Raw genomic sequence first — 23,609 nt, forward strand, 5'->3', positions numbered from 1 at the left:
GTTGATTAACATCATCCCATTTTCCTTATTCCTCTGTTCGCTTTAGCATTTGTGGGGTTTTCAAATGTGAAGAAATATTTCGCCAACAGCATCCAGAAACAATCATATTGCGAGTTTTCTGTCGCAGTGCTGGCAAGAAAAGTAAGTTAACAGCCGTAATTATGAGAAATGCAACTATAGAAACTAGAGTTAACTCCCAAGTGTAAAAGAGCATAAAGCCCAAGGAGACTACAGCAATAAAAAATTGACTGGGTAATCCGAGAACAATTTGGGAAACTAAGTTATTGATAGCGTGAACGTCTGCAATGCGGCTGACTACCTCCCCACTGCGTCGCCCTTCAAAATAAGATAGGGGTAAATGTAAGAGTTTGCGCCCGTATTCTAGAATTAGTCCTAATTGCAATCTTTGACCAAAATAGCCGATGAGGTGCGATTGTACTAAAGCAACGGCACTTTTAATTAAATTCAGGGTGATTACGCCAATAGCAACGGTGGTTAATAATTGAGTATCTCCGCGCACTAGGACATCATCGGTGAGTAGTTGCATCATGAAGGGAGATGCAAGGGAAAGCAGACCGATCGCAATGTTGAGGGAAATAGCTTGGGCTAAAATAAACCGATAGGGATAAACCCGTTGCAGGTAACGTCCAAAACCGGCAATTTTATCTGATTCCTGTTGATAAAAGCGGCTTTCATCGGGAAGGAGTAGCAGCATCACGCCATTATTCCAACCTGTTATTAACTCCTGGTGAGTCAGGTAACGAATACCAACGCCAGGATCGCCAATTACATATTTTTTGCCTTTTTGTCCGTATAATACTACCCAGTGGTAGCCTTTCCAGTGAATGATCGCAGGTAAAGGAGCTTGATCTAATTGGTTGATGAGTTGAGGAGTGGCTTTAACTTGTCGGCTATGGAATCCCAGGACTTCTGCACCCCGCCTTAATCCCAATAGCGTAGTTCCTCTCGCCCCAGTACCAACAGCTTCTCGCACTCGGTTGAGGGTAAATGTGCGTCCGTAGTGTTGAGAAATTGTGGCTAAAGTGGCGGCACCACAATCTTCTTCACTGTGTTGAAGGACAATTTTGTATTTCATTTCTAAGGGTAATCTTTGGAGAGAAAATTACAGTCAAGTCAAATGACTTGACTGTATTGAATTAGGATTTACGCAGAAAGATTATTCATTGAGGTGGATAAAAGGGCTTTTTCCACAGCATATTATGGGATTAGGTCATGCGTTGATTTTTCCACATAATGTCAAAAGTCAGATTAGCAGATCGAATAGCTATCCCCACGATCCCGATAGTAATCGTCTGAAGAGGGACGGGGACGATTGCAATCATCTGAAGAGGGACGGGGACGATTGCAATCATCTGAAGAAGGATGAGGACGATTGCAACCGGAAGGCCACCTGGAAGGCCATGTGGGACGACCGCAATGTCTACCGCCAGAAATTATTTCCGCAGATTGGGCGTCAAGTTCTTCAACCAAAGCAAAATCTTGTAAGATGCTTTGGTTATTTAACAGGGATTTTTCGACTGTGATGACCATTTTATTTTCTCCTAAAAGTTGGTGTTTAGGAAATACGCTCAATATTTATCACCGATAACCGCCGACAGGTTAGGTGTTGCTGATAGATAATATGTAAATCTCACCTACACGGCGTTTACCCTTAATGTCATAGAAGACTAGCAGTTCCCACACACTAGTCATTCTTGCAGAGTAGACATCAAGGCAAAAAACAAAAGTTATCTCTATTCAGAGTAAAAGGAGTTAACTTTTTAGTGCTAGGATTTATTTCAAGAGGATATGATTAACTCCCCTATTTTTAGTATACGAGAAAAACAAGATTTATAAATACGAATTATACAAGTTTTATTTTTTCTTTTGCTTTTCACCGAATCTGAAAAGCCCCTATAGAAGCATCTTCTCTACCCCTTATTGTAGGGGAGAGAAGAGGAGATATTTGGAAATCTCCCTTGCTATATTAGGGGTTTAGATCATGCATTGATTTTTTCACATTAGTTGTGAAAATTCAGATTAGCCTACCCGATAGATATTGATGTCATAGGGATTGCCAGGAGTTTTGCCATTGTCTTTAAATTCATATATTTTGCCATCACGCAAATTATATGATTTCCATCTTTCGTACCCACCCCGCATATCAGCATCAAATTGAATGATTCCTCCATTGTAGGTAGTATATACCGATTCTTGGTTTGGTTCCATTCGGAATAACTTACCATCTAATCTGTGCTTAATGTAATATCCTGTGTTGTTTTTAAGCGTAAAGACTTCGTAACCACCAGAAATTATTTCCGCAGCTTGTTCGTCAATTTCTTCAACCAAACCAAAATTTTGTAAGATGCTTTGGTTGTTCAACTGGGCTGTTTCCACTGTCATAGCCATGTGATTTTGTCCTAAAAGTTGGTGTTTAGGAAATACGCTCGATATTTATCACCGATAACCGCCGATAGGTTAGGTGTTGTTGATAGATAATATGTAAATCTCACCTATACGGGGTTTACCCTTAATGTCATAGAAGACTAACAGTTCCCAAGCGATAGTCGTTCTTGCAGAGAAGACATAAAGGCAAAACAAAAGTTATCTCTATTCAGAACAATAGAAGTTAACTTTTTAGCGTCAGGATTTATTTCGAGAGGATGAGATAAAGTCCCATGTCCTTAATATATGATGAAAAGAATATCTGTCAATCCGAATTCTACAAATTTTATTTTTTCTTTTGCTTTTCACGGAATCTGAAAAACCCCTCTATAAACATCTCACCTACCCAAGAGAAACGCATCTAATTTTTTTTGACAAAAGACAACTTATGTGGATAGAGAAAATGTAAGTATTAGTAGGTGTATATCAATGTAATAGATGTATGCAAGGAAGGTTTGATAGTAAATTCGTTTATGGACTTCCAAATAAAAAAATAAGTAAGCATACAGAATTAATTACAGTCATTGCGAACGCAAACACTCCACTTCGTTGCATACCGTGCGGGAAGACTTACGCCAACGCAATGACATAGTTATAAATTTTCTCACCGACCTACTTAGAGGCTGTTTGAAAAGTCTAATTTAATACCAGCCCTGGCGAATATAATGATGCCTCCGGCACGCCAAGGGCGAACGCAGCTACACAGACGAAACCCACCTCCGTGGGTTGAAAACATCCTCTTAGATTCTCTTTCCCTAAAAGAGGTATTGCAGATTATCCTTCTTTAATAGCTTTCGCGAGAATAAAAACTTACACAAATGCTTTTGCATAAGTTTTTAACTTTGCAGTGAGAAGTACTTTAAGTTACTTAACGCATTAGACGCTACCCACTTCCACGGTTAGCGCTAGGATAGCTATGTATTTTATGAAAGTATAAATATGGCTCAAACTTTTTACGTAAATCCAGCATCAGGAAGCGATACTAACGCTGGTAGTCAACAAGCTCCCTTCAAAACCATTACCCAAGCCCTCAAGGTAGCTACTGTTGATACTAAGATTCAGCTGGCAGATGGTAATTACAATGCTGCTAGCGGTGAAGTGTTTCCGCTAACGGTTCCATCTGGTGTGACAGTGGTAGGGAATGAAACCAACAAAGGCAATGGTATTCTGATTGAAGGAAGTGGTAATTACCTAAGCCGTACTTTTGCTGGTCAGAATGTCACATTTGTGTTGCTGGACAAAGCCGAACTGCGGGGAGTGACTGTAACAAATTTGGCTAGCCGTGGTAGTGGTGTCTGGATTGAATCAACTGCCCCGACTGTTGCTAATAGCACCTTCATCAATAATAAGCGGGAGGGAGTATTTGCTACAGGCGATGCTAATCCAGTTGTTCTAGGTAATGTGTTCAGTGATAATGCAGCTAATGGAATTGCGATCGCTAAAAATTCTAAAGGTCAAATTGAAAATAACACCTACTCGAAAACAGGTTTTGGCATTGCCATTAGTGATACTGCATCACCTATCCTTCGAGATAACAGAATTTATGAAAACCGTTCTGGGATTGTCATCTCTGGTAGCGCTCGTCCCGTATTACGTAATAATGTCAGTGAGAATAACACTGATGATGGTATCACAGTAATTGGAACTGCTCTCCCAGATATCGGTAGTAATAATAATCCAGGGGGTAATACTCTACGCAATAACGGTAAATTTGATTTACAAAATGCCAGTTCTAACAAGCTGGTTTCTCTAGGAAATAAAATAGATGCGTCTAAAGTCACCGGAAATATAGAGTTTGCAGATAGTCTGGTTCCAACGCCAACGCCAACAACTCAAACGCCAACGCCAACAACTCAAACGCCAACACCGACAAATTCAACCCCAACAACGCCAACAAATTCAACACCGACAACTCCAACTCCAACAACGCCAACAAATTCAACACCGACAACTCCAACTCCAACAACGCCAACAAATTCAACACCGACAACTCCAACTCCAACAACGCCAACAAATTCAACACCGACAACTCCAACCCCAACAACCCCAACCCCAACGCCTACAATCGAATTAACTGATATTGCGAATCATTGGGCAGGTGGATTTATTCGGGAGTTAGTCAAATTGGGGATAATTAATGGTTTTCCCGATCGCACATTTAAGCCCGATGCAACCATGACACGGGCACAATACGCAGCATTATTGGTAAAAGCTTTCAACCCATCGCCAAATCGTGCAGCAAGCAAATTCAAAGATGTACCAGCAGACTTCTGGGCATCCAAAGTAATTCAGCAGGCATATCAAGGTTTATTTCTCTCTGGTTTTCCCGATAATACCTTTGGCCCCAACAAAAACATCCAGCGCGTGCAAGTGATTGTCTCCCTGGTGAATGGATTGGGGCTATCTAGCGATGGTACGGCAACTATCAAAGTTTTCGATGACCAAGCCAAAATTCCTGAATATGCCAAGGATGAGGTAGTAAAAGCTATAGACAAGGAAATTATCGTCAATTATCCAAACCTGAAACAACTTAATCCTACCCGCGATGCTACGCGTGGTGAAGTAGCGGCGATCGTGTATCAAGCTTTAGTGGATGCTGGGCGTGTAGCAGCGATCAACTCGTCTTATATAGTAACTGCTTGAACTCGGTATTGGGGATTGGGAAGAGGACAAGTTTTACCCTTGTCCCCTTCCCAATCCCTTGTTATATAAAGGATAAGGAAGAAGAAGGGACGCGATCGCTAACAATATTTGCTGCTTTTAATGGTGTTTTTACTTGCCCATTTTCCTGGAAACCCAGATTAAAGCAGGTTTGATTAATTTTGAATTTTGAATTTTGAATTAGTATTATTACCATCTTGCAGTAATAGAATTGATAACGAAGGCTTGGTAAAGTCTTCAACTCTCAAAAATAGAAGCTCTAGTAACAGATTTTACCTGTAGAAAAACAAAAATCTGTATTCAAAGTAAGCTTGTAGCATATAAGACGCTTGTAAGATTTTTATGACTTCCCGGATTCGCTTTTTAATGTGCCCTCCTGACCACTACGATGTGGACTATGTGATTAATCCTTGGATGGAAGGGAATATTCACAAGTCATCGCGCGATCGCGCCGTGGAACAGTGGCAGGGACTACATCAAATCCTCAAACAACACGCCATTGTAGATTTAGTACCACCTGAAAAAGGCTGGCCTGATTTGGTTTTTACTGCCAACGCTGGCTTAGTTCTAGGTGATAATGTCGTTCTCAGCCGCTTTTTGCACAAAGAACGTCAGGGCGAGGAGCCTTTCTTCAAGCAATGGTTTGAGGCAAATGGTTATACAGTCAATGAACTTCCCAAAGATTTACCCTTTGAGGGAGCAGGAGACGCACTACTAGATCGGGAAGGACGCTGGTTATGGGCGGGATACGGTTTCCGCTCGGAATTAGATTCTCACCCTTATCTGGCTAAATGGCTAGATATTGAGGTGCTATCCCTACGATTAATAGACGAACGTTTTTATCACCTGGATACTTGCTTTTGTCCCCTAACCAATGGCTATTTGCTGTACTATCCCGGTGCTTTTGATTCTTACTCTAACCGCTTAATTGAAATGCGAGTCGCACCAGAAAAGCGAATCGCCATTGCTGAAGCCGATGCAGTCAACTTCGCTTGTAATACAGTGAATGTGGATAACATCGTCATCATGAACAAGGCGAGTGATGCTTTGAAAACCCGCCTTGCAGATGTAGGTTTCCAAGTGCTGGAAACACCTCTGACGGAATTTCTCAAAGCTGGTGGTGCGGCTAAGTGCTTAACTCTGCGGGTGACAGAACCAGTTAGAGATGAAATTCATGCCAATGTCTCGGTAGAAAGCCGCGTCATTCGGATGGAAGGACATTTGCTAGATGCTGGCTTAATTAACCGCGCTTTGGATTTGATTATAGACGCTGGTGGAAGTTTCCAAGTCTTAAATTTTAACTTGGGAGAACAACGGCAAAGTACCTCAGCCGCAGAGGTGAAGGTATCAGCACCATCTCATGAGGTGATGGAAGAAATCATCTCAATGTTGATTGATTTGGGTGCTGTAGATTTACCCCATGATGAGCGAGATGCCAAACTGGAGCCGGTAATCCAAGATGGTGTTGCACCTGATGATTTCTACGTCAGTACCATTTATCCCACGGAAGTACGCATTAGTGGTCAGTGGGTGAAGGTAGAAAATCAGCGGATGGATGGCGCGATCGCTATTACTCAATCTCCCACAGGTTTAGTTGCTCGGTGTAAAATACTACGTGACTTAAAAGTAGGCGAACAGGTAATTGTAGACGTTTTAGGTATCCGCACCATCCGCAAAACTGAATCGCGCGAACTCCGTAGCACTCAGGAATTCAGCTTTATGTCGGCGGGAGTTTCCAGCGAGCGGCGCGTGGAATTAGTCGTTGAGCAAGTGGCTTGGGAATTACGTAAAATCCGCGATGCTGGTGGTAAAGTAGTTGTCACGACTGGGCCTGTGGTGATTCACACTGGTGGCGGCGAACACTTGGCGCAACTGGTTCGGGAAGGATATGTGCAAGCGTTGCTGGGTGGGAATGCGATCGCAGTTCACGACATCGAACAAAATATCATGGGCACTTCTTTGGGTGTGGACATGAAGCGGGGTGTCGCCGTTCGTGGTGGACACCGCCATCACCTGAAGGTAATTAATAGTATCCGCCGTTATGGCAGCATCCCCAAAGCTGTGGAGGCGGGAGCAATTAAAAGTGGCGTGATGTATGAGTGCGTCCACAATAATATACCTTTTGTGCTTGCAGGTTCGATTCGAGATGACGGGCCTTTACCTGATACCGTAATGGATTTGATTCAAGCACAGGAGGAATATGCCAAACACCTAGAAGGTGCAGAGATGATTTTAATGTTGTCATCAATGCTGCACTCCATTGGCGTGGGGAATATGACTCCGGCGGGTGTGAAGATGGTGTGTGTGGATATTAATCCAGCTGTGGTGACTAAATTAAGCGATCGCGGTTCTGTAGAATCGGTGGGTGTGGTGACAGATGTGGGTTTATTCCTCAGTCTGTTGATTCAGCAGTTGGATAAGTTGACAAGTCCTTATGTGAATAAGGTAGGTTAAGAAAACGTAGACGCTAAGACGCAGACAAAGGGAAATGACAAGAGTAGCTTTCAGTGAAGAGTTGCAGATTAATTGGGTCAGTTTTATAGCTGATTTCTTGTTGATAGGAATGGTTTTTGGCCCGCCTATCGCTCCCTTTCTGGCTGCGTCTGGAGTGTCTTTGCTTCCTGGAATTGCGGACATCATTTATTTCATGGGTAATCATGTTTGTCCGCAACCAAATATGGGGTTAGATTTAGCACCACCGTTTATTATGGCTGTGTGTATGCGCTGCTACGGCACTGTCACAGGTTTGCTAATCACTCGTCTGCTGTATGGCGTAACTGGTGGTAAAGGATTTTACTGGTTGAGTCAATATGGCTGGAGTGGTGTGGCGCTAGCCAGTGTGCTGATGATGGCTTATCCTTTGGAATTGGCAGCGCAAGTTTTTGGTTTGTGGAGTTTTAATAATTATCTAGTTACGCCTTTTGGGTTAATTACAGGTTTGGCGTGGGGATTGTTTACTATGCCAATCTTGCATGATTGGCAGGGTGCTAAGGGACTTCCAAATAAAAAAATATCCAATTAACTCTTGTGGGGTGGGCATCCTGCCCGCCCAGTCCATAAGGCGGACAGGATACCCACCCCACAATATTGGATAATTTATTTCTTGAAGTTCCCTTAACCAATATTGATTTGCGGATGGGCATCTTGTCCATCCCGATAGACTAAGGTAGGTGTAGCTATGGTTTTAGCCTGGTAAGTGTTTTTTACACCAACCCAGTTACTAGCAATTGGCATTCGCCAACCAGTTCCAAAGGCGCGATCGGTGATTTTTAAGCCGGGGGGTGCTTGTCGCCGTTTAAATTCAGCCCGCGCTACCATTTGGATTACTCTATCTACAATCACCGGATCGTGACCGACTGCGACAATTTGCGCTGCTGATTGGTGATTGTGAATCAGGCGTTGCAAAATATCGTCCAAAATTTCGTAGGCCGGTAGAGAGTCTTGATCCACTTGACCCGGTTTGAGTTCGGCGCTTGGTGGTTTAGTTAAGACGTTTTGCGGGATGATTTCATTATGGCGATTTAACCATTGGCAAAGTGAATACACACGGGTTTTCGGAACATCTGCAATTACCGCTAACCCGCCATTCATATCGCCGTAGAGGGTACAGTAACCAACTGCCATTTCTGACTTGTTACCGGTAGATAAAAGCAGATAGCCAAACTTATTAGCGATCGCCATTAACAAATTACCGCGAATCCGAGATTGGATATTCTCTTCAGCCAGTCCAAACTCAGTACCCGCAAACAATTCACCTAATGTTTGATCGAAACCTTGCATTAACTCGCCAATTGGTAAAAGATTAGTCTTAATCCCCAAACTTTCGGCTAATGCCACAGCATCACTGATGGAATGGTCGGAACTGTAAGGGGAAGGCATGAGAACACCCAAGACATTTTCTTTACCAAGTGCAGCTGTAGCGATCGCAGCTACTATTGCAGAGTCAATCCCGCCACTTAAACCCAACACTACTTTAGAAAAGCGACACTTACGAGCGTAATCTCGCACTCCCAAAACCAACGCTTGCCAAATTTCTTCATCTTCCGATTCATATATCGGTTCTACAGAACCCAATTGCAAATCACGTTGTACCTCGTCAAATTCCACGACTAATAAATCGGTTTCAAAACCACGGGCGCGACAGATAATTTCACCTTGACGATTTAAGGCAAAACTACGTCCATCAAAAATTAAATCGTCATTTCCCCCGACCTGATTAGCATAAATAAACGGTTGTTGAAAACGTACTGCACTATGCTTGAGCATGGTTTCACGAAACTGCTGCTTGCCAGCCGTGTAGGGTGAAGCAGACAAATTTACAATCAAATCTACACCCAAAGTTGCTAAGTCAGCAATCGGATTTGCTGCATAACTCCGTTTGCCCCAAAATTCCTCATCATTCCATAAATCTTCGCAAATAGTTACGCCAATATCGATATTATCTAAAGTGAAATAATTAGCTTGCAAGCCTGGTTCAAAATAGCGACGTTCGTCAAATACATCGTAAGTAGGCAAAAGTCGCTTATGAAAAACTTGCTTTATCTGACCATTTTCTAACAAAGCCATGCTGTTAAATAAACTTTTACCGCCAGTAATAGACGCTTCGAGGTTCTGTTCAACAGTTCCTACCAACACAGCTAAATTTGGTGGTAAATCCTGAGCCAAGTTTTGTAAAGTAATGCCCATCGCTTCCACAAAACTTGGATTTAGTAATAAATCTCTTGGTGGATAGCCACACAAAGAAAGTTCTGGTGTCAACAACAAACGCGCACCGCTAACTGCTGCTCGTTGTGCCGCCTCCAGAATTTTTTGGGCATTTAAAAGCAAATCACCGATAGTAGGATTAATTTGAGCGATCGCTATTTTCATATTATTTGTCATTTGTCATTGGTCATTTGTCATTGGTCAAGAGTCAAAATAAGTTACTCAGGACTTTGCAATACGGTTCGGTTAACGTTTTAATATTTTGAAGATCCCCCCAACCCCCCGATAAATTGGGGCGCTTATAGCCCTCTTTTACCCCCTTAAAAAGGGGGTCGCCGCAGGCGGGGGGATCTTAACCGAAGGGTATTGCAGGATTTTGGACTCTGAAAAGTGATTAGCTAAATAAACACCAAAGGTTTATCTTTTAAGGGTGCAAAAGCTTCCGCGTCAAACTTATACAAGCTAGCCGGACGGCCAGCACCCCGCGATACCTTAATTCCGGTATCGCATAAAAAACCTAACTTGAGTAGACGCGCCCGAAAATTAGAATAATCGGAAAAATTGTCACCTAAAACTGTGGCGTATAACTGATATAAATCATTCAAGGTGAACATTTCTGGCAAGACTTCAAAAGCCACTGGGCTATACTCTAATTTATTTCGCAACCGCCTATGTCCATAAGCCAGAATTTCATTATGGTCAAAAGCTAGTTGCGGCACTTGTTTTACTGGATACCAAGCTATACCAGTCATGCGATCGGCAATCAATTCGGCTTCTTCAAATCGCACTAGGGCAAAGTAACTAACTGATAGATAACGCACACCATAACTATCAGTTGCTTCCCGTGGATCGCGATTCGGCCCGCCAAATGTATACAGTTGTTCTAAATAGAGATTGTTGACCTTAATTTTCTCTGCCATAATGCGATAGGCGGCATCTTCTAAAGACTCTCCTGGGCGTACCAAAGTACCAGGAAGACTCCAATGATTTAAAAATGGTTCTTGCTGTCGCATTACTAAGAGAACTAACAGCCGATTTTGTACAGTATCTACAGAAAAAATTACATTATCAACACCAACCTTGAAATCGGCCAAAGGTTGTTGGTTTAACGGAGTTGGTATCTTTTTTTGTGAACGTCCTGGCATTCGTACAAATGCTCTCGATTAATATAGGCAACTACAGGGGCTATGAGGGCTTGAGAATCTCCATGTTCGCGGTACGCTGTTGAGGAAACATCTAGACCGGTCAGACTAGCGATCGCCATCTTCCCTCCCAGCTTTTGCACTACCTCTGAACTAGATTCATCTATTGCATATCCGGGTCGCGGTACAATCAGTAGTTGCACTTCCTGTAACAAATCTTCAATTCGATACCAACGTGGTAGCTGACTCAGTAAATCTGAACCAATGATCAACGTCAATTCCGCGTCTTCGCCCCAAATAACCTTCGCTTTTTCAACTGTCTCCAGTGTTCTAAAGCTACTCAATTCTTGTTCTAAAGCAATATTGTGCCGTGGTGCGTCTATATCCGCAATCAACAATCGTAACATTGCCGCCCGATGTTCCAAGGGTGTTTGATGGGACTTAAATGGATTATCCGCGGCCCAAACCGCTACCCAATCATAACGCTCAGACAACCAACTCAGAATTTTTTGATGTCCCGCAGTTGGTGGATCGGCACTAGTACCAAACAAAGCAACTCTCATAATAATTCGTAATTCGTAATTCGTAGTGACGCTCGATGACTCGCTAACGTAGTTCGTAATTAAGACATACCGAAAGAGTAATTATTACCTCTGTGTACTCAGTGCCTCTGCGGTTCGTTTCTTAGTTTCCTCTGTCAACTGTTGCAGTGCGGCAGAAATCTCCACTTGCACCGAGACAGGATCATTCAAACGCCGTGTTTGTTGTGGCAAACTGGCAACTGAGGCGGCGGTACGCTGACGAATTGTTGCCAACGACTCCAACGGCTGCACCCGTTCACCTTCTTGCACTACCAACTGCAACAAAGGTTCTTCTTCCACAGAACTTTCACCTAAAAGCCCCAACCTGTCTACTTTTACCTTACCTCCCGTAAACGAGCGAAAAATCTGCTTGCGTCCTGGATAAGTAACTTTACCACTAGACTGCTTCATCACTGGGATGCCATCAATGTCTACAAGTTTATAGACTCCATTTACAGGCGAACCTGTAACTAGTCGCGTTCCCAGTCCGTAACCATCAATTTGCGCCCCAGCAGCTTTTAATCTGGCAATTTCCCACTCATCCAAGTCGCCACTAGCAAAAATTGGCACACCGGGAAGGAGCGATCGCACCTGTTTTGATAAGGTAACTAAATCTCCTGAGTCCAATCGCACTCCTGTTAATTGCATTTCCCCGGAATTTACTTTTTCGGCCAAGCGCTCGGCAGCAGCAATGGTATCGTAAGTATCAATCAGCAATGGCGCACCCGGAAAATATCGATGAAATGCACTAAAGGCTTGTTCTTCAGTGCCTTCTATTGCTGACAACGCCATCACCAGGGCGTGTGCCATCGTACCACTTGGTTGTTCTCCCAGTTGTAGCGCTGCTAACACATTGGAAGTGGAATCTAAACCACCTGCCAAAGCCGCCCGCGCCGCCCACAAAGACCCTTGGGGACTAAATGCTCGTCTTGTGCCAAATTCTAAAAGTGTGGCTGATTCCCCCGCAATATCCCGCAACCGGGCTGCTTTTGTGGCAATTAAAGTCTGGTAATTAATCGTATTTAAAAGGTAAGTTTCTACTAGTTGGGCTTGCCACAGGGGTGCTTCCACCCGCAACAGTGGTTGATTGGCAAAGACAACTGTCCCTTCTGGTACTGCCCAAACGTCACCTGTAAACTTTCCCTCAGCTAAAAGTGACCAAAAGCGATCGCCTGCATGAGCAAAAATTCCTGTTGCCTGTAATGCCGCAATTTGCGCCGAACTAAAGCGGATTTTGGCTAAATATTCCAATGCCTGCGTCAGCCCCATTGCAATTAAATAACCAAAACCCTCTGGCAATCGTCTGACAGACAATTCAAAGCTTGCCCGTCGTTGTTCTATACCTTCACCTGTGTAACAAGCTGCCATCGTTAACTGGTAAAGGTCGGTCAGCAAGCTGTAGTCATCCGCAGAAAGGTTTAATTCCTGGTTCTGCTGGCTTTGCTGTTTATGTACATAATTCAAATCTGGCAAAGTTGTCATGCAAGAGCTTCCTTACAAGATGCTTCTTTCATTTATGGTAATATTTACCATAAATAATGTCAACTCCCAGCAAGTATATTTTCTGAGATCGCTGTCAAAAGGCAGATTCATAGTCAAATTAATACTAACTTTATCAAATACTTAATATTTTTTAATAGTAATAGCTAGCAATAATGTTAATCGGAACGGGCGGCTAATGAAAAAAACAAGATTCTGTCAGAGAAAGTTTGTTTGCCGGCCTCTTTCCTCGACTAGGGTTGAAGAAACAACTATGTTACAATTAGAATCGAAGATAAAAGTTTGGCTTTTTAAGAAGCTAAAGTATTGCGAAGTTATCTAAATAAACATTGCATAAGTTCTCAATATATTGAGAATTGGAGCCAGCTTTAAATATTAGCATTACAGTATAGGCATCACCATTAAAGCGACTCGAAAAGAGGAGTCAAATATTATGGCTATTTCCAAAATCATTGCTAACATAACCCAGTATATTTCTGAAGCTGCAATGCGGATTTTTGGCCCTACAGATGATGCTTATCCTGTTATTGGGATACAACCTTTTACAGGTGAGCCTTACGATAAGCGTAAAGATGAAAATTAGTAGGTGCTGATAGAGCATTTAAAAAATAGTTATGAACAAAAAGATCCCCGACTTCTTGAAGAAGTTGGGGATCTGATTCTCTTGGTGGAGAGGCAATCAACAAAAATTGGTAGGAATCCCATTCCAACAAGAGGGGTGTCTGGGATAGCCGCCCAACGATTTAGTCATTAGACATCTCCGAAAAAGAATGTAGAGACGTAGCAGTGCTACGTCTCTACAAGGGTTCTGGGTAACGCATCTTTAATTTCTGGAGATGTCTATTAGTTCTTTATTAGTCATTAGTCATTGGTGCCTATAGCATTTCCCAACCTAGTACACCTGTAAGGGCACGGCAGTGCCTATTGGTGTCAACTTAACGCGAAACCGCTTGTCCGACGGGAATTTCAATTCCCGTCTCATAGCTAAAGTCATCTGAAGATGACTAAATCTCCAGTCTACTTCAGTAGACTTAAGCTATTAGCCCGAAAATTTATTTCCGGGCGGGCATGGAAGCCAACAGATAAGCTATTTCTAGCTGAAGTTGACACCTATGGGCAGTGCCTATTGGTGTCAACTTAACGCGAAACCGCTTGTCCGCCGGGAATTTCAATTCCCGTCTCATAGCTAAAGTCATCTGAAGATGACTAAATCTCCAGTCTACTTCAGTAGACTTAAGCTATTAGTCCGAAAATTTATTTCCGGGCGGGCATGGAAGCCAACAGATAAGCTATTTCTAGCTGAAGTTGACACCTATGGGCAGTGCCGTGCCCCTACACCTCGCGGCATAATAATATACCGCATTTGAATGGGAACCGCTATAATGACTTTTAATTCTTATTCCTAAGTTCCTCAAATGCCACGTGCTACGAGTCGGGAAACCACAAGGGAACAGAGGCAATATTAAAAAATAATCTCAGAAAATAAGCATAATTCCCTTATATAGCGAGGCTTCTGAAATTTTTAACTGGAACTTGAGCATCAAAGGTACTGAAGAACCCAGAATATAGATACTATGTATGTCTTTGGCTCTTGTTAATGACCAAATTCTGTAACAATGATTAACAACTAGCCAGAATACAGTATTTAAGCTACTCATGAGCCAGAGTTCTCAAAACAGCCCTTTATCAGGCAAACCCGTTCAATCATATTTCCAGTGGTTATACGCTTTCTGGAAATTCTCTCGCCCGCACACAATTATTGGTACAAGCCTAAGTGTTTTGGGTTTATATTTAATTGCCGTTGCCATTAGTACAGGTGCGATAAATATAGACGCGATAAATACAGACGCGATTCATCGCGTCTCTACAAGGTATTCTCTACTACCTTTGTTGGGCGCATGGATTGCTTGTCTGTGTGGCAATATCTACATTGTGGGGCTGAATCAATTAGAAGATGTGGAAATTGATAAGATTAATAAACCTCATTTACCCCTAGCATCTGGTGAGTTTTCTCAGCAAACAGGGCAATTAATTGTTGCTTCTACTGGGATTTTGGCGCTGGTTGTGGCGTGGCTAACTGGCCCCTTCTTGTTGGGGATGGTGGCGATTAGTTTGGCCATTGGTACTGCTTATTCTTTACCGCCAATTCGCTTGAAACAGTTTCCCGTTTGGGCGGCGCTGTGTATTTTTTCGGTGCGCGGTACGATTGTGAACTTAGGGTTATATCTGCATTACAGTTGGGCGTTGCACCAAAGCCAAACGATTCCGCCTGTGGTATGGGTGCTGACGTTATTTATTTTGGTGTTTACCTTTGCGATCGCTATTTTTAAAGATATCCCCGATATGGAAGGCGATCGCCTCTACAATATTACTACTTTCACCATCAAACTCGGCTCGCAAGCTGTGTTTAATCTGTCTCTTTGGGTAATAACTGCCTGCTATTTGGGAATTATTCTGGTTGGGGTGCTACGCGTTGCCTCAGTTAACGCCATATTCTTGATAGTTACTCATTTGGGGCTGTTGGCTTGGCTGTGGTTGCGGAGTTTGACGGTAGACTTACAAGATAAAAGTGCGATCGCTCAATTCTACCAATTTATCTGGAAACTCTTTTTTATGGAATATCTAATTTTTCCTATCGCCTGTCTTTTGGCTTAGACAATGCTAGAAACCTTTCCCACTAGTTCGATTATCGCTGCTGTTGTAGTTGTTTTCAGTCTGTCAATCCTTGGTTATTTCGCTTGGAAAACTTTGATAACCTCAGACTTGTTTCAAAAAGGTATCAATCTTGCTCAAGCAAAAGATTACCAAGGTGCAGAAGCAGCCTTTCGCAAAGTGATTTCTATCAACTCTACAAATGATGTCGTGCGCTTGTTTTTGGGAGATGTTTTAAACCAGCAAGGACAAGTAGAAGAAGCAACCGAATTATTCCAAGAAGTAATTCGCCGCAGCCCGAAAAATCCTGATGCTTACTTGCGTCTGGCAAACATTCTCATGCAGCAAAAGCGAGAAGAAGAAGCGAAAACTAACCTGATACAAGCTAAAGATTTATTACAAAAACAGCGACAACCTGAAAAAGCTCAAAAAATCACCAAATTGTTAGATAAAATGAGTATTAAGTCAAGTGAATCTTAAGTTGAATGAGAATTGCGAAGATTAAATTTTCCTGTTCTGTCTCCTAATTTTTTTGCCATTCTCATCATTATGATGAGAATGGTTTTTATTTGGAAATTTCCGAGTGTCTACCGTAATTATGTTCCAATGTTAAGTCAATACAGTTCAGAATGAGCAACAAAACACTTGTAGCAACGGCGATTTATCGCGTCTCAAATACCCAAGCCTGCAATATAAGTAAGTTAAAGTTTAACTCTTGATTTAAAGTCATTTTTTTAACAAACCGCATTCACATTGCAGGTATTTTCAGGTAAATAGAGTACGCGGTAGAGGCACAGCAATGCTCATTGGCGTCAACTTCAGCTGGAAATAGCTTATCTGTTGGCTTCCATGCCCGCCCGGAAATAAATTTTCGGGCTAATAGCTTAAGTCCACTGAAGTAGACTGGAGAATTTTCGCGATATTTAGTCATCTTCAGATGACTTTAGCTATGAGACGGGAATTTCAATTCCCGGCGGACAAGCGGTTTCACGTTAAGTTGACACTAATGAGCATTGCTGTGCCCTTACGACAGATGTAGTTCAAATATATGAAAACTGCTGTAAGTCTACCTATTCTCTCATTCCTATCTTCAAGACAGGATATTATTAAATTTTATAGATTCCCAAAAATCAAGCATTTATGCCAGACATAATATCAGAATTGTGGACTAATCTTTTTACATCAGAATCATTTATTCCACATGGACACTGCTATCTATGGCAAACAAATTTAGTTTGGTTGCACATATTATCTGATTCGCTCATTGCACTAGCTTATTACTCGATTCCCGCGACACTATTTTACTTTGTCCGTAAGCGAGAGGATTTGCCCTTTCATTGGATTTTTCTGCTATTTATTGCATTTATTGTAGCTTGTGGCACTACTCATTTAATAGATATTTGGACACTTTGGCATCCCATCTATTGGGTTTCGGGATTTGTCAAAGCAGTAACAGCCACAATATCTTTTATTACAGCAATAAATCTTGTGTATCTAGTTCCGCAAGCATTGGCATTTCCTAGCCCTGCTCAACTAGAACAAGCAAATCAAGAACTTCAAACCCAAATAGCCGAACGCTTACGGGTAGAGAAGGAACTGCGAAAATACCAGAATCATCTAGAAGAAATGGTTGCTGTTCGCACAAATGAAATTACTAAAACTAACGAGCAATTACAACAAGAAATCCTTGAACGCCAACGCATCTTAGAAGTTCTTCGACAAAGCGAAGAACGCTACCGTTACTTAGCTGAGGCAATTCCTCAACTTGTATGGACAACTAAACCTAACGGTGAATGTGATTTTTTTAATCAAAATTGGTGCGATTACACAGGACTAACATTTGAGCAGTCCTTAGGTTCTGGTTGGTTAGCGGCACTGCATCCAGATGATGTCCAAAGGGCTGACAAGGTATGGTCTGATGCTGTCAAAAATAGCACTATATATAACAATGAATATCGCTTTAAACGGGCTTCGGATGGTTCCTATCGTTGGCAATTAGCGCGAGGTTTACCACTCAAAGATGAGCAAGGTTTTGTAGTCAAGTGGTTTGGAACATGTACAGATATCCACGAACAAAAACAAATACTTGAAGAACGGGCACACCTGCTGGAATTAGAACAAATCGCACGAGCGAAAGCAGAAACAGCCAATCGAATTAAAGATGAATTTTTAGCCGTTCTTTCTCATGAATTACGCACTCCACTAAACGCAATTCTCGGCTGGTCAAAGTTATTGCAAAGCCGCAGGTTAGACCAAACAAAGACATCGGAAGCACTAGCCACAATTGAGCGAAATGCCAACTTACAGGTGCAACTAATTGAGGATTTACTGGATATTTCCAGAATTTTACAGGGCAAACTGACACTGAATATTACGAAGATTAACCTAGAATCTACAATATTGTCGGCACTAGAGACAATGCGTTTAGCAGCAGAAACAAAGTTGATTGAGGTGAATACAAAATTTGAATCAGATGTGGGACAAATTATGGGCGACTCGACTCGTTTGCAACAAGTCGTCTGGAATCTCCTTTCTAATGCGATCAAATTTACACCTAGGGGAGGAAAAGTAGAAGTGCGATTAGAGGAAGCTGATGGCTATGCTCAAATAATTGTTAGTGATACAGGTAAGGGAATTAAGGCTGACTTTTTGCCTTATGTGTTTGATTACTTCCGCCAAGCAGATAGCACCTCTACAAGAAATTTTGGGGGATTGGGATTAGGATTGGCAATTGTGCGTAATATTATCGAAATGCATGGCGGTATAGTCCAAGCAGATAGTCATGGTGAGGGTAAAGGGGCAATATTTACTGTTAGCTTGCCGCTTCTGCCGGATGCAATACCAAAGCTAACTGATGAACAAAATGGCCTGGCATTATTAGCTCCTAACTCCTTACCCCTAAGTGGTATCCGGGTTTTAGTTGTCGATGATGATACTGATTCACGAGATTTTGTTGCTTTTGTATTAGAGCAAGATGGGGCTTTTGTCATTGCAGTATCTTCGGCTGATGAAGCATTACAAACCTTAGCAGAGATCAAGCTAGATGTGTTAGTCAGCGATATTAGTATGCCAGATATAGATGGCTATATGTTAATAACTCAAGTGAGAACTTTAACCCCAGAAAAAGGTGGACAAATTCCAGCAATTGCCTTGACTGCCTTTGCAAGAAATGATGACCAGCAGAAAGCGCTAAACGCTGGGTTTCAGATGCATGTACCTAAGCCTCTTAATCCAGAAGAATTAATTGCAGCTATTATTCAACTTATGGGAGCAAAAGTATCAGCAACTTCCTAAAAAACGATTTTTTACTCCTAAGAAAGCTCCATCTATTGTGTACAAATAAACAATTATATGAGAGTACACTTGTATCAAGTTAGCCTAATCACTTATAATTTGTGCTATAACCCCGCCAAAGCTACGCTTTTGCTCCTTTCGGAGCAAGCAAAGAGGGGCTAGGGTATTTTGTGATGGCCATTAGCCGAACTTGATATTAAATGTAAAGCAAGCAGGTAAGGTAAGAAAAATGCTGAAAAACAAGAATCTACTGGTAGCAGCTATTATCTGCTTGTGTTTGAGCAATGGAAATACTGCCTTTGGTAAAGATGTTGGCGTTGTTTTAGCAAAAATTCCAGACTCAGATCGAGCAGCACTTCCTCAGAACAAAAACGCAGTTGCTAAATTAGAAGAAGGAAATAATCTCTATAAACAAGGAGATTTCAAAGGAGCAGAGGCGGCTTTTCGGAAGGCAATTGAACTGCAACCCAACTTTGCACAAGCTTATATTGGCTTGGGAAATACTCTCGACGATCAAGGTAAACCACAAGAAGCGATCGCACAATACAAAAAAGCCATTAGCCTCGATCCTCAAGATTCTGGAGCATACTTTAATTTGGGTTTGACTTTAGCGAGAGTGGATCAATTAGAAGCAGCGATCGCACAATACAAAAAAGCCATTAGCATCGAACCCAAGTATGCTGAAGCTCATTATAACTTGGGAAATGCTCTCTACGCTCAAGACAAGCTCACAGAAGCAATTACCGAATATACCCAAGCGATTAGCCTCAAACCAGATTATGCCCCAACTTACGCACGTTTGGGAACTGTTTTATACGATCAAGGCAAACTAGAAGAAGCGATCGCACAATACAAAAAAGCCATAAGCTTTGATCCTAAGTATGCAGACGCTCACTATTACTTAGGAAATGCTCTCTACGCTCAAGGAAAACCAACAGAAGCAGTCGCAGAATATACAGCAGCCATTAGCTTCGATCCGAAAAATCCAGCAGGTTATAACGCCTTGGGAAATGCTCTGTATGCTCAAGGCAAACTAAAAGAAGCGATCGCACAATACAAAAAAGCTATAAGTTTTAATCCCAAGTATGCAGACGCTCATTATAATTTAGCAAGTGCTTTATACGCTCAAGAGCAGTTACCCGAAGCCATCGCCGAATATACTCAAGCGATTCGCCTCGATCCGAAACATGCACAAGCTTACACGGGTTTGGGAAATGCGATGGACGATCAAGGTAAGCCACGAGAAGCGATCGCACATTACAAAAAAGCTATTAGCCTCGTACCCAACTATGCTTATGCTTACTATAATTTAGCCATCACTTTGGGCAGAGAAAAACAGCTAGAAGAAGCAATTTTAAATTTCAAAAAAGCCAGAGAGTTATTCCAAGCAGAAGAAAATAAAGAGATGGTTGAGCAAGTCGATCAGCTCATTAAAAAAATTAATACGCGAACGAATTGAAGAAAGGGGACTGGGGATTGGGGACTGGGGATTGGGGATTGGGGAAGAAGAACTATTGATAAAATAGGAGTCAGAATTCAGAATACTCCACCCATAAAGGGATAGAGTTTTAAGATGAGAATATTTAATACTAGTTTCGGTCACTATTCCACTCGCTTTTAACCAATATTCATTACCCAGTCGTACAGAATTCAATCCTGAATTCTGACTCCTGAGTTCTGAATTCTTCTTATAAATGACAAATGATTGTGAATCAAGAAAGGGGGAAAGTCTACCTCGTAGGTGCTGGGCCTGGAGATGTGGCATACCTGACAGTAAAAGCTTACAATCTTTTAGCTGCTGCTCAGGTGTTGGTTTACGATGCTTTGGTAGATGCTCAATTATTGCAGTGCGTACCAGATGATTGCCTCAAGTTGGATGTTGGTAAACGCGGTGGTAAACCCAGTACAAGCCAATTAGAAATTAACAAGTTACTTGTAACGCACTGTCTGCAAGGTAAACAAGTTATACGGCTGAAATCAGGCGATCCGTTGATTTTTGGGCGTTGCACTTCTGAAATTGAAGCGTTAAAAGCATCCGATTGTGATTTTGAACTGATACCAGGAATTTCCTCAGCCCTTGCAGCACCTTTGTTAGCAGGAATTCCCCTGACAGATCCGGTGTTAAGCCGCGCTTTTGCAGTATTGACAGCGCACGAACCAGAGGTTTTAGACTGGGAGGCACTCTCACGGTTAGAGACACTGGTAATTTTGATGGGAGGGCAGCATCTAGCAGAGATTGTAGATCAACTGATGCGACACGGGCGATCGCACTTGACACCCATTGCCATCATCCGTTGGGCGGGAACTCCTAATCAACAAATTTGGACAGCGCAACTAGACAATATTTTGGAACAAACCACCGGATTATCCCTTTCTCCGGCGGTAATTGTGATTGGTGAAGTTGTTGGGCTACGCAAGTACTTACAACCTGAGAAAATAGATTATCAGGATTCGACTACAGCCAAAACTTTTAGCCTCCCTGCTATGTCAAGCAACTTCTCCCGACCTCCCCTTACTGGTAAAATAATCTTAGTGACACGTTCAGTTAGTCAGTCGAGCCAATTTAGCGATCGCCTCATCGCATTAGGTGCAACAGTCATCGAAATGCCTACCTTAGAAATCGGCCCGCCTTCCAGTTGGGAAGCTTTAGATCGTGCGATCGCTCATTTATCTGACTTCGACTGGTTAATTCTCACTTCTACCAATGGCATAGACTACTTTTTTGAAAGGCTAAATGCCCAAGGTAAAGATACCCGTGCCTTAGCAGGTGTCAAAATTGCCGTTGTTGGTGAGAAAACAGCCCAAAGTCTCAAACAACGCTCTCTGCAAGCAGATTTTATTCCCCCCAATTTTGTTGCCGATTCTTTAGTAGAAAATTTCCCAGAGCAACTGGATGGTAAAACGGTTTTATTTCCCAGGGTTGAAAGCGGTGGAAGGGAAGTTTTAGTTAAGGAATTAACTATCAAGGGAGCAAAGGTAATAGAAGTTGCTGCATATCAATCTTGTTGTCCTAGTAGTATTCCACGTACAGCAGAGTTAGCTCTGCAAAACCGCAAGGTAGACGTAATTACCTTTGCCAGTTCTAAAACTGTGCAATTTTTCTGTCAACTTACTAACAATATATTTTCCCACAACACTGATCCTAGCCAACTCTTAGACGGCGTTTGTATTGCCTCTATCGGCCCCCAAACCTCCAAAACTTGCCATACTTTATTCGGACGTGTGGATGTAGAAGCTGAAGAATATACTTTAGATGGTTTAACCCAAGCACTGATCAGATGGGCGACAAATTCTTAGATAAGGGAGCAGGGGAGGCAGGGAGAGCAGGGGGAGCAGAGGAGAATAACTCTTGACAAATGACAAATGACAAATGACAAAACGTCTAATCGGCTTAACTGGAGGTATTGCCACAGGCAAAACCACTGTCACCAATTATTTAGCTAGCGTTTATAATCTGCCGATTTTGGATGCAGATATTTATGCTAGAGAGGCAGTATCTTTAGGTTCGCCGATTCTGGGTGCGATCGCCGGGCGTTACGGCGAACAAATTTTACTACCCGATGGCAGCCTCAACCGCCAAAAGCTAGGCGAAATTATCTTTAATCGTCAAGATGAACGCAACTGGATAGACAATTTGATTCACCCTGACGTGCGCGATCGCTTCCTCAACGCAATTACCCAGTCTTCCTCACAAATATTGGTGTTAGTAGTGCCTCTATTATTTGAAGCTGGGATGACTGATTTAGTTACAGAAATCTGGGTAGTGCGTTGTTCTCAAGAGCAACAACTACAAAGATTGATACAGCGAAACCATTTAAATAGAGAGCAGGCACAAGCTAGGATTAACAGCCAATTATCTATCGAAGAAAAAGTGGCTCATGCAGATGTCGTTTTAGATAACTCCTCCACCCTAGAAGTATTACTGAAGCAGGTAGATGTAGCCCTAAAAACCCACAAGTAGATACTAAATACTATTTGTATTAAAAAATCTACATAAACGGCATTTTCAAGATCCAAAAACTTTATAATATTGTTAAGTAATTAACACTCATATCTCACAAAACTTTATCCAATAATTAGGTGGTTTTACAGTTGAATTTATGGTTAAAATTACCGTAACTTTAAGGAAGTTAGCTTTATAAATTATCAGTTCTACTTTTTAATTTTTATTAAGTGCCTTCTCTTCAATTAAAATAGGTATGAACTTAAGTTTTAGTTTTTTAAATAAATTATCTTTGGTTATCTCTTCAGCAACAAAATTAAAACAGAAGAATAAAATACATGATTACAGTCAGCAAATTTGGGGGAGCGACTACGTATTTGAGCGCCTCAATGAAGGAATGATCGGCTACATGACTGGAGTAGGGACAGGCATCAAACCCTGCGATCGCATTATTTTACGAGAAGGTTGTGAATCTTATCAATATCAAGTTGAAGAAATTGATTACTATTCCGATCCATCTGATATGTGGATAGCTTTACTCAAGCAAGTAAGTAGGCAAGAATAATTATTTATTGCGGATGCAGAACGCTACAACCCACATTCCGCACCCTTAACTGTCACAATCGGTTATTACGGAATTTGCTTGATAGAAAATGAGTAAAAAATTACATTTATCTCAAAAAAACA

At 41.9% G+C, this 23,609-nt stretch carries 18 protein-coding genes and 1 pseudogene; 11 read left to right on the forward strand and 8 right to left on the reverse strand.

Features of this window, described 5'->3' with window-relative positions; all coding sequences use genetic code 11:
* Positions 1 to 91: 91 nt before the first annotated feature.
* The 3 genes and pseudogenes from V7L31_RS01750 to V7L31_RS01760 all read right to left on the reverse strand — a co-directional run.
* Positions 92 to 1,096: pseudogene (locus V7L31_RS01750) on the reverse strand (cysteine peptidase family C39 domain-containing protein); the annotation flags it as partial.
* A gap of 173 nt (positions 1,097 to 1,269) precedes the next feature.
* Complete coding sequence (locus V7L31_RS01755) at positions 1,270 to 1,551, reverse strand: hypothetical protein (RefSeq protein ID WP_334694664.1); 282 nt, start codon at positions 1,549 to 1,551, stop codon at positions 1,270 to 1,272.
* A gap of 489 nt (positions 1,552 to 2,040) precedes the next feature.
* The gene (locus tag V7L31_RS01760; RefSeq protein WP_334694665.1) at positions 2,041 to 2,409 is read right to left on the reverse strand and encodes a hypothetical protein; all 369 of its coding nucleotides are present in this window, start codon (positions 2,407 to 2,409) and stop codon (positions 2,041 to 2,043) included.
* 975 nt (positions 2,410 to 3,384) lie between these two features.
* Between V7L31_RS01760 and V7L31_RS01765 the strand changes: the two genes are divergently transcribed.
* The 3 genes from V7L31_RS01765 to V7L31_RS01775 all read left to right on the forward strand — a co-directional run bounded on the left by V7L31_RS01765 (position 3,385) and on the right by V7L31_RS01775 (position 8,128).
* Positions 3,385 to 5,088: a DUF1565 domain-containing protein gene (locus V7L31_RS01765; RefSeq protein ID WP_334694666.1), complete on the forward strand. Its 1,704-nt coding sequence runs from the start codon at positions 3,385 to 3,387 to the stop codon at positions 5,086 to 5,088.
* Between the two features lie 360 nt (positions 5,089 to 5,448).
* On the forward strand, positions 5,449 to 7,560 hold the full coding sequence (gene argZ, locus V7L31_RS01770; RefSeq protein ID WP_334694667.1) for a bifunctional arginine dihydrolase/ornithine cyclodeaminase: 2,112 nt from the start codon (positions 5,449 to 5,451) through the stop codon (positions 7,558 to 7,560).
* A gap of 34 nt (positions 7,561 to 7,594) precedes the next feature.
* A complete protein-coding gene (locus V7L31_RS01775; RefSeq protein ID WP_334694668.1) occupies positions 7,595 to 8,128 on the forward strand; it encodes a DUF2085 domain-containing protein in 534 nt (177 codons plus the stop codon).
* 92 nt (positions 8,129 to 8,220) lie between these two features.
* On the opposite strand, the gene V7L31_RS01780 is transcribed toward V7L31_RS01775, so the two are convergent.
* The 4 genes from V7L31_RS01780 to V7L31_RS01795 all read right to left on the reverse strand — a co-directional run bounded on the left by V7L31_RS01780 (position 8,221) and on the right by V7L31_RS01795 (position 13,015).
* The gene (locus V7L31_RS01780; RefSeq protein WP_334694679.1) at positions 8,221 to 9,975 is read right to left on the reverse strand and encodes an NAD+ synthase; all 1,755 of its coding nucleotides are present in this window, start codon (positions 9,973 to 9,975) and stop codon (positions 8,221 to 8,223) included.
* Positions 9,976 to 10,208: 233 nt separating this feature from the next.
* Positions 10,209 to 10,955: an NUDIX hydrolase gene (locus V7L31_RS01785; RefSeq protein ID WP_012411955.1), complete on the reverse strand. Its 747-nt coding sequence runs from the start codon at positions 10,953 to 10,955 to the stop codon at positions 10,209 to 10,211.
* Complete coding sequence (locus V7L31_RS01790; protein ID WP_334694669.1) at positions 10,916 to 11,515, reverse strand: nicotinate-nucleotide adenylyltransferase; 600 nt, start codon at positions 11,513 to 11,515, stop codon at positions 10,916 to 10,918. The genes V7L31_RS01785 and V7L31_RS01790 overlap by 40 nt, the downstream gene beginning before the upstream one ends.
* Before the next feature lie 84 nt (positions 11,516 to 11,599).
* Positions 11,600 to 13,015 (reverse strand): nicotinate phosphoribosyltransferase, encoded by a 1,416-nt coding sequence (locus V7L31_RS01795; protein WP_334694670.1) that lies wholly within the window; start codon positions 13,013 to 13,015, stop codon positions 11,600 to 11,602.
* Between the two features lie 451 nt (positions 13,016 to 13,466).
* On the opposite strand from V7L31_RS01795, the gene V7L31_RS01800 reads away from it, so the two are divergent.
* Positions 13,467 to 13,616, forward strand: a complete 150-nt coding sequence (locus V7L31_RS01800; RefSeq protein ID WP_334694671.1) for a nicotinate phosphoribosyltransferase — start codon at positions 13,467 to 13,469, stop codon at positions 13,614 to 13,616.
* Positions 13,617 to 14,085: 469 nt separating this feature from the next.
* On the opposite strand, the gene V7L31_RS01805 is transcribed toward V7L31_RS01800, so the two are convergent.
* The gene (locus tag V7L31_RS01805) at positions 14,086 to 14,229 is read right to left on the reverse strand and encodes a hypothetical protein (RefSeq protein ID WP_334694672.1); all 144 of its coding nucleotides are present in this window, start codon (positions 14,227 to 14,229) and stop codon (positions 14,086 to 14,088) included.
* A 460-nt stretch (positions 14,230 to 14,689) separates the two neighbouring features.
* Here V7L31_RS01805 and V7L31_RS01810 point away from each other — a divergent pair, with 460 nt between their 5' ends.
* The 7 genes from V7L31_RS01810 (at position 14,690) to V7L31_RS01840 (ending at position 23,487) form a co-directional block, all read left to right on the forward strand.
* Entirely contained in the window at positions 14,690 to 15,688 is a 999-nt protein-coding gene (locus V7L31_RS01810) for a homogentisate phytyltransferase (RefSeq protein WP_334694673.1), read from the forward strand.
* A 3-nt stretch (positions 15,689 to 15,691) separates the two neighbouring features.
* Positions 15,692 to 16,165, forward strand: a complete 474-nt coding sequence (locus tag V7L31_RS01815; RefSeq protein WP_334694674.1) for a tetratricopeptide repeat protein — start codon at positions 15,692 to 15,694, stop codon at positions 16,163 to 16,165.
* 660 nt (positions 16,166 to 16,825) lie between these two features.
* A complete protein-coding gene (locus tag V7L31_RS01820) occupies positions 16,826 to 18,979 on the forward strand; it encodes a hybrid sensor histidine kinase/response regulator (protein WP_334694675.1) in 2,154 nt (717 codons plus the stop codon).
* A 229-nt stretch (positions 18,980 to 19,208) separates the two neighbouring features.
* Positions 19,209 to 20,438 carry a tetratricopeptide repeat protein gene (locus tag V7L31_RS01825; protein WP_334694676.1) on the forward strand — a complete coding sequence of 410 codons (1,230 nt, stop codon included), beginning with the start codon at positions 19,209 to 19,211 and terminating at the stop codon, positions 20,436 to 20,438.
* Positions 20,439 to 20,680: 242 nt separating this feature from the next.
* On the forward strand, positions 20,681 to 22,276 hold the full coding sequence (gene cobA / locus V7L31_RS01830) for a uroporphyrinogen-III C-methyltransferase (protein WP_442944342.1): 1,596 nt from the start codon (positions 20,681 to 20,683) through the stop codon (positions 22,274 to 22,276).
* Between the two features lie 73 nt (positions 22,277 to 22,349).
* On the forward strand, positions 22,350 to 22,940 hold the full coding sequence (gene coaE, locus V7L31_RS01835; RefSeq protein ID WP_334694677.1) for a dephospho-CoA kinase: 591 nt from the start codon (positions 22,350 to 22,352) through the stop codon (positions 22,938 to 22,940).
* Positions 22,941 to 23,214: 274 nt separating this feature from the next.
* Positions 23,215 to 23,487 (forward strand): hypothetical protein, encoded by a 273-nt coding sequence (locus tag V7L31_RS01840; protein WP_334694678.1) that lies wholly within the window; start codon positions 23,215 to 23,217, stop codon positions 23,485 to 23,487.
* The last annotated feature ends 122 nt before the right edge of the window (positions 23,488 to 23,609 follow it).

This window comes from Nostoc sp. (assembly GCF_036916655.1).
Lineage (GTDB): Bacteria > Cyanobacteriota > Cyanobacteriia > Cyanobacteriales > Nostocaceae > Nostoc.